The sequence below is a fragment of the Bartonella sp. W8151 genome, from assembly GCF_016100385.1.
GTDB lineage: Bacteria > Pseudomonadota > Alphaproteobacteria > Rhizobiales > Rhizobiaceae > Bartonella > Bartonella apis.
On the sequence record NZ_JACFSO010000003.1, the window covers coordinates 395560 to 408341 of the forward strand.

Here is a 12782-nt window from a genome sequence, read left to right on the forward strand (position 1 = left end):
ACCGGTCAGACACGTAAATTGTAATTTTCCTTAATCGAAAGGGTGCAAAAATTTGACTTTTCGGAGAAGCCCTGAGCGCTATGGCGCCCAAATATTTCCAACAAAAAGCATTTATTGTTTTATGTCATGCAGCGCTTTTTGATGCGTTGAAATTTATAATGGTCGACAAACAGGTTCACCACAGCGGTTCGTCATGCCGCTCCATGAGAAAACCTGCGGCTTTGAGAAGCCTTGCATCAGGAGCAATGTGGCGGATAAACATGGAAAGATCACGCCGCATCCGCTCGATCGGGCAACGTTCGATAAAGGCTTCCATGCCAAGTGATTTCTCGCAAAGGTTAAGAATTCGGACGCACACATCTTCCATCTGGTCATGCGCCAGAAGACAGGCCAGAACTGCATCGTCAACATTAGCCTTCGTCGGTTTGCGCGTTGCCTCTTCGACGAGACAAGCAGTTTTAAAAAGCATTGCAGACGCCGCCAATGTTTCCGATCTTGCTTTTGCAAGCCGCGTTAACTGGAAAGGGTCATCAAGGCGGTTCTTCCGGATGAGCATTTCGCGCCAGGTATCTATAATGGCTTCGGCACCCCCGAGATGGGCAACACTATGGCGCCAGACGCCGCCAATATAATGGGGTTCCAGATGAAAATCGCCAGGTTTTCCCAAAAGATCGGATTCTCTTATTTCCATATCAGAGAAATCGAACGAACCGGTAAGAGTAGGGCGCATGCCCGAAGCATCCCAGTATTCGATATTTTGTCGGGCTGTATCGGTGACATCTACCACAGCAAGCTGGTCGCAATCATCGTCGTTGTTCCTTAAACGTATAATTGCGAATTCAACCATTCCCAATCCGGTTACCAGACGTTTTACACCGTGGAGCTTGATTTTTCCGTTCGGCAAAGTGGTAAATCTCAAAGGTTGATTGAGACTGGCACCCCAAACTCCCAAAAGAGCACCTTCTTTGACTTTGGAAAAAATGTTTTTTCTCAAACGATTTTCAGCAAAAAGTTCGATAAGACGCACGGCATGAAGATGCCCTTCGAAAAGCCGTGCAAGCGACAGATTGGCTTTGCCAAGCCTGCGTAAAAAATCGAATGCGGCTTTCGTTTCATCTTCGCTTTTTGTCAAAGCCCAATTGCTTCCACCAAGCTTTTTGGGCAAACAGGCACGAAGTGCGCCGCTTTCATTTAACCGTTGTAAGTCGACCGTCAACCCATATTCTTCTACGTGGTCGGCACTCTCCGAAATGAGGTCGAATAAGGCTTCGTTATCCGTGAACATAGGTGTTTCCATAAACATTTTTAGAAAATCTCGTTACGAGAAAATGGTCTGAACTAAAATGCGTAACGTTTAAAGAAATTCAAAAATAAAACAGAAAAAGGTTCATTCAGTCCGGATTTGGCGTTGTTTTTCTCGGAGTTTCATGGAAACGCCGGAATTTAACTGAGTTTTGTGTCAAAACCGGTCAGATTTGAAACAGAATTCGGCAAGTACCGGTAGATGATCGGAGCCAAACGATGAAAGGCGTTTAACGCTTGTAGTTTCGATGTCCTTGGAAAGCAGAATCTGGTCAATAGGGAGTCCCAAATAAGGCCGTAAAAGAGCGGGGAAGCCATATGAGAGCCATGTTGGACCGATGCCGGAAATGTGACGTGTACCGGTTAGTCTTTCCATTCTTGAAACGGTGTTGCTCCAAGATACGCTATTGAAATCACCTGCAATAATTCGTCCGGAAATATTGCTCTCAAGATCATTTCTGAATGCACCCTTTTCGAGTTCGTCCAATTGTAAATTTTGCCCGAACGGCCATGGCCAGGCGAGATGGACAGAGATGATATCAAGTTGAAGATGGTTTGGATTATCTCCCTGTAATTTTATTTTTGCTACGTAACCACGGGTCGTTGTTGCATCATAACATGTGACGATAGGAGAACCGGAAAAACCGTAACGGGATAAAAAACTATCTGACAGGATAACGCCTGTCGCACCTGCGCGATCATTGTCGGCTACGCAACCGATAATCTTCAAATTGTTATTTTGAAAGAAGTCGCGCCATTTTGCGGATGCTTCCTGCACCGTGATAATATCAGGCTTTTCTTTTTCTATAAGAGCCAGGAATTGTTCCGGAGTTTGATTGTCAAAACGCAAATTGGCCTGCAACAGTTTGACAGTCGAGCTTTTTGGCATTCCGGAGTTTGGCGAAACGCCGCCATCATTCATGCTTAAACTAATGACAACACCGACAAATGCAATCGGGAAAAGAGCTTTTCGCCAATATTTTGTAAGAAAAAGAGGTAGAGCCGATATGATTGTTAAAAAGGCCAGAGGAATGCGAATATCGGCGAGTGAATCAAAAAGCGGATGAAAAGGTGAAAATAAACTCGCAAATAGCGGTATAGTCGATAAAACAACGAAAATTAGCCAAATGAACGCAAAAGTTTCAAAGCCGGATTTGCCGGAATGTTCACTCATTCTGATTGCCGCCAAGAACGCGGCGCAAGCCAATCATTAATTTGTCGGTTGTGTTGTTACGGGAGCAAAAATTGGCTTAGCATAAGCTGGAGTTTTTGCGTGAAACAAGGCGAAAGCACCCAAAACAGCTACAAAAACCAAAGTCAAAAACAATATAGAAAAGCGACGAATCAGCATAATTTGGCTCCCTTCGTTAACCATATTGCATAATTTACTTCGTCTGAAACCAGTTATCTTTGTTGAGCAGCATTTCTCTACAGTATTTTCAGTGATCTGATGGTTTTGCGCAACACTCTCAGATGAGCCAGGTTCTGCTGCCACCCTAAATATGGGATGACTATTTTGGCGTTAATGCCCAACCATTGGCTTAACTTCTGAAAAATTGGAGCTTTTATTTGTCATCTGTGTGCCAGCTTTTGTTAAACGCCTTGATAGAAGAAAATTTGCATTTCGCATTTTCAAAAATTTATGAGTCGAGATGAAAAAGGTGGAGTTGATCGCGATAAATCTTTTCCATATCTTTTGAAAAACAACAAAAAACGACTGTTTGGGGAAAATTATTATTTTCTAAAAACTTGATAGTGGTGAAAATAGCAATTTTTGCCGCTTGCTTGTGGGGATAGCCATAGACACCGGATGAAATTGCAGGAAATGCGACAGATTGGAATTGCTCGTTTTTCGCAATTGCAAGCGAATTGTTGTAGCATGATTGAAGTTTTTCTGCTTCATGGTCGACGCCGCCATACCAGATCGGTCCGACTGTGTGGATAATGTAGCGAGCGGGAAGACGGTAACCTTTTGTGAGCTTGGCTTCACCTGTTTTACAACCATTAAGCGCCTTGCATTCGGCAAGCAGTTCGGGACCAGCTGCCCTATGGATTGCGCCATCCACTCCGCCACCGCCAAGAAGAGTTGTATTGGCTGCATTGACAATGGCATCAACATCAAGCGTCGTAATGTCACCACAAATGACGGAAACACGATTCTTGTCTATCATCAACGATTTCCTCCGTGTTTGGCAATTCCGGTTGATTGCATTGTGGTCCTTTTCAAGTGAAGTGGAAATAGCCAAAAAGTCATGGAAAAATCTATAAAAATGAAACATGCAAATCGGGCGGTGATTAAAGACGGCCTTTTTAACTCTTAAAAAATTTAACTTTTTGAAAAAGAAGCGACACGTTCCAGCAACAATTGATAGACATAGTTTTTGGCAGTTTTGACTGCATCTTCCAATGAGTTACCTTTGGCTATCTCGCAGGCAATGGCCGTTGATAAGGTGCATCCTGTTCCTCGCATCGTTGCATTGACACGTGAATTCGAAAAATTGGTGGTACGGGAAGAGGAAACAAGACTATCGATCACAATATCTCCCGTTTCATGCCCGCCTTTTGCAAGAACATATTTCGAACCGGAAGCTAACAGTTTTTTTGCCTGCTCAATCGTTTGGGAATGATTTTCGGAAAGGTTTTCACCGGTCAAAGCAGCAAGCTCGGGAAGATTGGGCGTCACGAGATAACAATATTTCAACAGCTTTTCTTTAATGGCAGTCACTGTTCTGTCATCCGCAAGGACACCGCCTGATGAAGCGCGGATGACTGGATCAAGTATAACCGGAATATCAGAAAAATTGTCAAGAACGCTGCATATTGCCGCGACAATCTCGGGCGATCCCGTCATTCCCACTTTAATAGCCAAAATTTTATCGGACCGGAGCGCTGCCAACATTTGCCCGCGGATAATATCCCCATTCATCGGCAGCTTCGTTTCGACGTGGTGGTCATCCTGCACATTAACGGAAGTGACAGCAAGCCCCGTTCTGACCGAAAAATGGCTTGCTGTTTCGATATCACGCACGATACCCGCGCCGCCTGTCGGATCGGTTCCGGCAACAATGAGTATTTTCGGCATCAGCGCCATTTTTGTGTTGCTTCCAACCATTGTTTTACACGGTCTTCTGGATTTTCGTTCATGGCAATATCGGTTACCACGGCAGCACTATCGGCGCCGGCTTCCAATACAGCCTTGGCACGCTCCGGATTCAATCCGCCGATTGCAACCAGTGGAAGATCACCAACGAGCTTTTTCCAACGGGTCACTTTTTCTAAACCTTGAGGTTGCCATTTCATCTTTTTCAATATGGTTTGATAGACAGGCCCCAACGCGACATAATCCGGCTTAACGGCAAGCGCTTTATTAAGCTCGCTTGCATCATGTGTGCTGACACCAAGTTTTAATCCTGCTTTCTTTATTTTGTCGACATTGGCAGTGACAAGATCTTCCTGCCCGAGATGAATAAAGTCACATTTCTCTTCAATTGCCGCTTTCCAGTAATCGTTAATAATCAATTGACAATGAAATTGTTTGCAAACAAGTTTTGCCCTCTGGATATGCTGGTGAAGAACCTCTGGAGGAACATTTTTCATGCGCAATTGTACCAGCTTGACACCAAGCGGTATCAGTTTTTCAATCCGGTCTGCACTGTCAACGATAAGATAAAAAGGATCCAATCTAATCAAAATACTGCCTTTCCAAACACCGGTGTTGAAGGAACAGCAACATCTCTGGGCTCCAGCATTCCGGCTTTATATGCACTTTGTCCGGCTTTTATAGCATTTGCAAACGCTTCCGCCATCAATACCGGATCACCGGCCTTGGCGACCGCTGTATTGAGCAATACACCATCATAACCGAGTTCCATAGCTTTAGTCGCATGTGACGGGCGACCGATTCCGGCATCTACGATCAAAGAAAGCTCGGGAAAATTGGCACGAATTGTACGCAAGCCGTCAACATCCCTTGGCCCCTTTGCCGATCCGATAGGGGCACACCATGGCATAATGACACGGCATCCTGCATCAGCAAGCTTTTCTGCGACAATGAGGTCATCTGTCGTATAAGGAAAAACCTGAAATCCTTCTTCGTTAAGAATGCGGGCAGCTTCGACCAAAGCGAACACATCCGGCTGCAATGTGTCGGCATTGCCTATAACTTCCAGTTTAATCCAGGGTGTTTTGAAAAGATCACGCGCCATGTGCGCCGTTGTAACAGCTTCTTTTACTGTAAAGCATCCGGCGGTGTTTGGTAAAATGGATACTTTGAGGGATTGAATAAGAGAAAAAAACTGGCCTCCTTGTTTTCCGCCTGCCGTCTCGCGACGTAGAGATACCGTTACAACCTCTGTATGGGAAGCACGTATTGCCTCCTCAAGAATTTTTGGTGATGGATATTGTGCCGTTCCTAACAGAAGATGGGACGAAAAGTTTTTATCATAAAGTTCAAGCAACGTGCTCAACCTCCCTGCATAGGGCTTAGAATTTCAATTCTATCGCCGTTTTTTAATTTGAAATGTTCGCGTTCGCTTTCACTGACAAGCTCGGCATTGACGGCTGTTGCCAGCCAATTACCTTCATAATCGAGCTCCCTTAAAAGAGCCGAAAGCGTTTCGGCGCGTACATTCTTTTCTTCGTCATTAACGAATAACCGCATTTTTATCAGCCCATCACAATTTCAGTCACCTGACGGGCCATCTCGGGCGAGATGAGGTATCCGTGGCGGTGCATTCCGTTGACATAAATGTGGTTCCCGTCCTGCTTTACTCGCGGAAAATTATCCTCATAGGCAGGGCGTACGCCTACTCCGATTTCTACAATATCGGCTTCGCCAAAGGACGGATGAATGGTGTAGGCAGCATTCAGAAAATCCATCATTGAATGCGCAGTAATCGGCCGATCATCATTGCTTTCAATCATGGTTGCACCAATCATGAAAATTCCGTTGTCTCTCGGAACAATATAAAGCGGAATTCGCGGATGAACGAGCCTGATCGGTCTTGAAAAGGAAATCTCGGTATTGTGCACGAGTAACATTTCACCACGAACACCACGCATGTCTTTGTCCTGCCCCAGACGGGCGATGCCTGTTGCATCGACGATAAAATCAAAACCGTCTTCGCTTGCTCCAACGTCAACAAAATGCGCATTCATATCGGCTAATTTTTGTTTCAAAGCCAACAACGCTTTGCGAGGATCAATATGGCCTTCTGTCTCATAAAACAAACCGCGGTTGAAACGTCCGGCAAGGTCGGGCTCGAGTTTTGCAATTTCGTCGCCATCAATTATACGGTGCCCGCCGGTGCGTTGCGAAAAACGGTTCAATTCTGCGCTGTCTCGTTGAGGCGCAACAACGAGGGTGCCATGATGTGTCACCAGATCAGGGAGGGTTTCTGCCCACCATTTCATTGTCTGTAACCCCAGTTCTTCAACACGTGCTTCTGCACTTTCTCGTTCGCAATAGGGGGCAAGCATCCCGCCTGCATACCAGCTTGCAGCTCCACGGGGAGAATCCGCCGGAGCCGAGATTGTTATTTCAGCTCCCGCTTTTGCCAACATATAGGCGCTGGTCAAGCCGGCGACGCCACATCCTCTGACAAGTATTTTCTTGTTCGTTTTTTGCATTCGCATCATCCACAGTCAAATGACGTTGCAAGAAAAATCTGCAACGCCGGTCAAGCCGTAATGAACCAGATGCCTGGTTTCCGGAATGTAAATTCTCGGCACACAAATTAAAACCGGAGCGGAATGATTGAAAATTAATTGACTGCCGTATTTAAAAGCGTGTCAAACATAAACACCATCCCTCCGCCAGTCCTAACTGGTTCAGGTTCAATGGGTCACTGTAATGATTGGATTTTGACCAATTCAATACAGACTCTCAGCCTCGAAAGGCTCCCCAAGGTTGGTTTGCATGTTTGGCTTAAAAGGTTATTTTGTCAACATCTATAAAGCGTGATTAATGAACGACGCAAAGGACGCGACCTATGCTTGAATGCATATATCCTTAAAGGCAGTATTCAAGATTTTTATATAAGAGAAAAGTTTTGACGAGCGATCTGATACGTTAATCGTCTTCTTTTTCAAAAGGCAAAAATGAGGCAATGATTAACAAAAGCCAGCCGAGAATGTTGATTGTGCCACCAAGTGGAGCAGCATAAGGAAACAGACGTGTTTCAGCAAATTCGCGACACATAATATCCGAGGCAAAAAGTGCGACGCCAATGATGATGAAAAAGCCGGAAAGACGCATGACGATGTTTGTTTTTGTTGCAACCGAAAGCCCCAGCAATGCCGCGGCATTACCAAGAAGCACAGGTGCTACGGCTTCATAATAGCCACCGATATGCGAGGCAGCAGCATAAGCGGCAATACCACCGGCGCCATAGAGGCCGGAAAAGCCGCATAATATACGTTTATTCAGATCAGACATATTTTTCACCCCTTATTTGCCGCGTCGAGCGCGGATGCAAAAGCTTCTGCAAAAAGATCTATCTCTTTTTGGGGACCGACGCTTACTCTTATGAGCCGATCCAAAACAGGAACAGAAGGCTTACGCACGAATATCGCCCGCTTGATCAGTCCGTCCAGAACGTCTTTTGCAAAATTTCCATCACGTCCACAATCGATCGCGACAAAGTTTGTCGCTGATGGTAACGTTTTTAATCCATGACTTTCAGCAATTTTTACAATTTCTTTTTTTGCATTGTCGATTTTTCTTATAACTTCATCAAGATATTTCCTGTCCGCCAAAGCGTGAAACGCCGCAATTTGTGCCATTTTGTTGACAGAAAAATGATCCCGTACTTTATCGAACATGCAGACGAGTTCGGCTGGCCCTATCGCATAGCCACAACGCAATCCGGCTAGTCCGTAAACTTTGGAAAAGGTGCGCATACGCAACACGTTAGGCCAAATTTTGGACATTTCCGGCATTTCATCTTTCGGTGCAAGCTCACCATAAGCTTCATCAAGAACCAACAAGGTTGTCTTCGGTAAATTCGTTATGAAAGCCTCTATCTCATTTTTATTGTGCCATGTTCCCAACGGATTATCCGGATTTGCGAGATAAACAATTTTTGCTTTATATTTATGAGCTGCGTCCGAAAGAGCCTGAAGATCGGATTTGTCGTTCGAATAGGGAACATTCACCAGTTTTCCACCAAAACCGGCTACATGGTAGTTGAACGTCGGATACCCGCCAAGCGAATTGATGACAACATCACCAGGCTTGATGTATTGCCGCACAATCAATCCTAATAACGAGTCTACGCCCGGGCCAACCGTCAATTGCTCAGGCTTTAAATTATAAAGATTTGCCAAAGCATTTATCAGATCATAGTTTTCCGGATCACCATATTTCCAGACCTCACTGTTAGATTGCTGTAGTGCTTTGATGACTGATGGTGCAGGTCCGAAGCCATTTTCATTGGCTCCCAATCGGGCGCGAAATAAACGGCCTGTTTTCCGTTCGATTGATTCCGGTCCTGTAAAGGGAACGGTAGATGGGAGAGACGCAACAAGCGGCGTAACAGCCGGGAACTCAAATTTTGCTGACATTGTTTATTCCAGTTAAAACGGCAACAGGCAAAAGCGCATTTTGGCATCACTAGCACAAAATACCCTTGCCCTGAACATCAATAAATCGTTATGACGTGGAATTAAATGATGAATTTTGAATGACATTTCGATTTCACGTAACGCAAAAACCGTTTTTTCAGTATGCCAAATTCAAATTTTATGTATTGAAAAATATGAATCTATTTTCAATAATAGTATTAAAATTTATATACTTTTTATAAAATTTATATAAATAAGTAAAATTAAAAATTAAACTAATAGTTTAATTAATAACTTATATAAAATTTATTAATAGATTATTTTTATCAAAATTTAAAAAACATCCGGATTAAAAATAGCTGGGTATTTTTTTTAAAATTTCAAAACGGTTCAAAAATGTTTTGTTAGATCGAATTACCGAAAGATATTTTTATACAACCTTCAATTTTACCTGATAAAAAATCTCTAACCGGATTGTGGGATTACGTCTTGAATATCTCCAGACAAACAGGATGAGCCAACCGTCTGTCATGATTTTACGGACAAAACTATATTCTGTTCCTATAAGAAAACCTTCCACCCTAAGTGAGTTAATTAAATTTACGAAATGCAAGTTGATGAAGCTGAATCTGTTAAGGGAAAAATTACCGGAACGTGAGCCGATCACAATGTTACGCTTGCGACTTGAGTAATCTTGACAGGTAATCACAAAGGTAGAGACAAGTGCGTTGCAAAGTTTAATAACACAGCCAATAGGCGCGTTATCACGAAATATTCAAAAGCCACTTTAAAATCCCGTCAAACATAAAAAAACCGGTGGCAAAACCACCGGTTCTTATTTTCAATCAATTCAAGAATTAGAACGAACGTTGGATACGAACCATACCTTGGAAAGCATCCTGCCCCTTGAGGGAGTCAACATACTTAATTGTATTGGCGTCGTTACGTTTACTGTAATCATTATCCCAAGAAACATAGGTCAATTCAGGAGTAATGACGAGACCCGGTACCAATTCATACTTTACGTTAACAGATGCAGCGAATGTATCTGTATCGTCGTAGGAAACTTGAGCGTTGAAGCTGGTCTTTTTATTGAATTTGAAGGTTGTACCACCCCAAACAGACCAGTCACCACCCCAATCACCATAGATTGAGTTGATTTGGCGATAAATCCCGTACTTGGTTACGCCGTCTTTTATCCGTGAAGAAGATTTTCCATGAGGACCATAGGTATCGTCTTCCATATATGTATCATCGGCAGATTTATATCCACCCATGACCCAAACGCTCCATTGATCGGTAACGTTCAAATCCAAACGAGCCTTGGCAGCCCATTCTTCATAATAGGCATCATATGCGCCAACAACCGAAACACCGCCCCAACCTTGAACGAATTTCAAGCCGCCGACAACATTCGGGGTATAGTCATCAATTTTTCCGCTAAGCTTATGTTTTTTAGTCTCTATACTGCCATTTTCGTCACGGAAATATTTATAGCCATAGCCGAAATCATGTCCGTTTTCGTCACGAGCATTATTCAGGTCATCGTTGCCTTGTTCAACACCCAAGATAGCGGAGAAACCGTTTCCTGCATTGAAAGTATAGCTGATAACATTGGTACGTGTGTAAGCCATCGGGTTTACGATATCGTCATTGATGACATTACCATAGTAACCTGTCCAATGGTTGAAGATGGATTCATCAAGACCAACGCGGATACCACCAAGTTCGATGAAAGCAAAACGGAGCTGTCCACCAGCGGAATCACCCTTGTGATCCCATTCTGCACCTTGGTCCCACTGCGAACGCAATTCAACGAATGTACGCAATGTGCCGAGTTCTGTTTCGGAAGCGGTGTGGAAACGGAGTGTTGCACGTGTACGCCATGCGTAAGTATCACGATCAACCTCACCACGCTTACGAGCGCCTACATTATCGCCGCCCTTGATGTCTGCACGGACATAGCCCGAAATACGCATGCAAGTCTCGGTTCCGGGAATGTAGAAATATCCTTCACCATACGCGTCGCAAACGCGTACATATTCAACGGGTTCAGGCTCTGCAACGACAACATCAGCTGCACGAGCGCCAGAAACTGCAATGAGAGCTGCAGCGGAGCCGAGAAGAAGGCTCTTAATGTTCATATCTGACCTCCAGTCAAAGTTAAAATTGGGTCGGGTTCACGAAGTTCAGAAAGTTGAATCCCGATCCCCTTAACCGAAAAAGTCGCACGCAAGCGCTCCTTCTTCATGGATCGAACATACCCGACATGAAGTTCGATTCAACAACGAATTAGGAAAAACCGCGTCTCCAACCCGAGTATCATTGATTGTTGTTGCAAAAATGACACAAAAATATATCAATCAAGCCATTTTGTTTGTGGATAATTAACCATATATTTTGTGTTAATTTTTCATTAACCGCTGATTTTGACCGCTTGTATACGATCTATTCGAGTCGAAACACACTTTATTCTCAATATGGAACAGAATTTCTTTTATTGCACAAAACCAACACTTTTCAATTCAAAATATAGACTGACGTCAGCTGGTTTAGACATTGATCGCATTTATGAATGAAGATTAGCTCTAAGTTTCTGGATCGAGAAACTGCCCGCTGATTGAAGTTATAAGCAGCAATGAAACAATCGGGCTTTGCAACAGACGGAATATGACAGCGTGCAACAGACCGACGTTTTACAGAAGTTAGGAAAGAATGTGCAAAACGAGGAATTTGGCTAACTCGTCAAGGCTAATTCACGATGATTAAGTCGCAATAAAACAAACCCATTCATTATATAACTATGGGTAATCCAGACCGAGAGATCGAAAGAAATCGTTTGGCTAAATGGCAGAAGCCCTCTCTGCGAGAAAGACAATGCTCTGTTAGTGAGCAGCTACGAAGTGTCTTTGACAAAAATGTTTGAGACGTCACTAATGGGTGCCATTAATATGTATAAAATTTTAGAAATTCGTGAAAATCGCTTGAACTTCCATCAAAGAATGTTTATTGGCTCCTCTTGGAGAGGTGGCCGAGTGGTCGAAGGCGCTCCCCTGCTAAGGGAGTAGAGCTCAAAAGGCTCTCGAGGGTTCGAATCCCTTCTTCTCCGCCATCCTACCTTGAAAAAAATCACTAAATCAATAAGTTAAACTATCTTAATCGGTTTTTTGCCCTTTAACTCATGCGCCTTTCAACAGAGCATGACTATACGTCCAACTGCGCCGCTTACATTCGCATATTAAGGGTCAGTCAAGCTTAATTAGAATAAAATTCTAGGATGAATTGGTGTTTGGGAATCTAAAGTCCATGATAAGAAGCTTTGAATTTATCACGTCCATCAGGAGGGGGCATCCAATAAATGATTGAACCTGCATCTCTCAGCATGGTTAGAAATTTGTCTGTAAGTAGTTGATTTCAATAATCGTTCGTTTCTATTAGTCAGTTTGATTGTAAAAAATTTCCACTGCTTTGGACGTTTTACGTCAGTGGATTCTGGAACCGGAGTTTTACGGCATTACTTTTTGAATTCGATTATATCGATACGCAGTTTTTCTGTAAAAATATAATGGCATTATAACAGATGTTTTTGCGAGTACTTGAAAACGCGTCTTCTAGACAAAGTATTGTTTAAAAGCGAGATCAACCAAAAAGATAAAGCAACGGACGTATAGCGGGCGCACCCCATCTAACGTCTGATTTTACCCGTCCATAAAAGAATAAGAGCAATAATAACAGGTAGCATAAAATAAGCGGGCAGTGTTGCGGGATAAACTCCGTATGAAACAAGAACGCCGCCAATCATCGAGCCTATCGACCCTCCGAGATAGACGGATGACTGGTTTAAACCGACTGCCAGATTACCATCGCCTTTATCCTCCCTGAGTTTTATGAGTTCATTGTTCTGGGGCACTTGCAAC

The 12782-nt window shown here is 43.5% G+C and carries 12 protein-coding genes, 1 tRNA gene and 1 riboswitch; of the genes, 1 reads left to right on the forward strand and 12 read right to left on the reverse strand.

From position 1 onward, the window contains the following. Window positions 1-175: 175 nt before the first annotated feature. The 11 genes from H3V14_RS07110 to H3V14_RS07160 all read right to left on the reverse strand — a co-directional run bounded on the left by H3V14_RS07110 (window position 176) and on the right by H3V14_RS07160 (window position 11009). A complete protein-coding gene (locus H3V14_RS07110; RefSeq protein ID WP_198227603.1) occupies window positions 176-1285 on the reverse strand; it encodes an acyl-CoA dehydrogenase in 1110 nt (369 codons plus the stop codon). A gap of 174 nt (window positions 1286-1459) precedes the next feature. Continuing rightward, a complete protein-coding gene (locus tag H3V14_RS07115) occupies window positions 1460-2476 on the reverse strand; it encodes an endonuclease/exonuclease/phosphatase family protein (RefSeq protein ID WP_198227612.1) in 1017 nt (338 codons plus the stop codon). A 466-nt stretch (window positions 2477-2942) separates the two neighbouring features. Beyond that, window positions 2943-3473 (reverse strand): O-acetyl-ADP-ribose deacetylase, encoded by a 531-nt coding sequence (locus H3V14_RS07120; RefSeq protein ID WP_198213197.1) that lies wholly within the window; start codon window positions 3471-3473, stop codon window positions 2943-2945. A 155-nt stretch (window positions 3474-3628) separates the two neighbouring features. Next, window positions 3629-4414, reverse strand: a complete 786-nt coding sequence (locus H3V14_RS07125) for a hydroxymethylpyrimidine/phosphomethylpyrimidine kinase (RefSeq protein ID WP_246785077.1) — start codon at window positions 4412-4414, stop codon at window positions 3629-3631. Next, window positions 4384-4989: a thiamine phosphate synthase gene (locus H3V14_RS07130; RefSeq protein ID WP_198227858.1), complete on the reverse strand. Its 606-nt coding sequence runs from the start codon at window positions 4987-4989 to the stop codon at window positions 4384-4386. Before H3V14_RS07130 ends, H3V14_RS07125 begins: the two co-directional genes overlap by 31 nt. After that, window positions 4989-5759: a thiazole synthase gene (locus tag H3V14_RS07135; protein WP_198227614.1), complete on the reverse strand. Its 771-nt coding sequence runs from the start codon at window positions 5757-5759 to the stop codon at window positions 4989-4991. The genes H3V14_RS07130 and H3V14_RS07135 overlap by 1 nt, the downstream gene beginning before the upstream one ends. A gap of 5 nt (window positions 5760-5764) precedes the next feature. Continuing rightward, the gene (gene thiS, locus H3V14_RS07140) at window positions 5765-5962 is read right to left on the reverse strand and encodes a sulfur carrier protein ThiS (RefSeq protein ID WP_198227615.1); all 198 of its coding nucleotides are present in this window, start codon (window positions 5960-5962) and stop codon (window positions 5765-5767) included. A gap of 5 nt (window positions 5963-5967) precedes the next feature. Then, a complete protein-coding gene (locus H3V14_RS07145) occupies window positions 5968-6930 on the reverse strand; it encodes an FAD-dependent oxidoreductase (protein ID WP_198227617.1) in 963 nt (320 codons plus the stop codon). Window positions 6931-7091: 161 nt separating this feature from the next. Then, window positions 7092-7217: riboswitch (TPP riboswitch) on the reverse strand. Window positions 7218-7372: 155 nt separating this feature from the next. After that, complete coding sequence (locus H3V14_RS07150) at window positions 7373-7738, reverse strand: DUF423 domain-containing protein (RefSeq protein WP_075914782.1); 366 nt, start codon at window positions 7736-7738, stop codon at window positions 7373-7375. Window positions 7739-7743: 5 nt separating this feature from the next. Then, the gene (locus H3V14_RS07155) at window positions 7744-8865 is read right to left on the reverse strand and encodes a pyridoxal phosphate-dependent aminotransferase (protein ID WP_198227620.1); all 1122 of its coding nucleotides are present in this window, start codon (window positions 8863-8865) and stop codon (window positions 7744-7746) included. A gap of 857 nt (window positions 8866-9722) precedes the next feature. Further along, entirely contained in the window at window positions 9723-11009 is a 1287-nt protein-coding gene (locus H3V14_RS07160; protein ID WP_198227622.1) for a porin, read from the reverse strand. An 877-nt stretch (window positions 11010-11886) separates the two neighbouring features. On the opposite strand from H3V14_RS07160, the gene H3V14_RS07165 reads away from it, so the two are divergent. After that, window positions 11887-11977, forward strand: a tRNA-Ser gene (locus H3V14_RS07165). Window positions 11978-12550: 573 nt separating this feature from the next. On the opposite strand, the gene H3V14_RS07170 is transcribed toward H3V14_RS07165, so the two are convergent. Beyond that, on the reverse strand, window positions 12551-12775 hold the full coding sequence (locus H3V14_RS07170) for a hypothetical protein (RefSeq protein ID WP_198227623.1): 225 nt from the start codon (window positions 12773-12775) through the stop codon (window positions 12551-12553). Window positions 12776-12782: the final 7 nt, after the last annotated feature.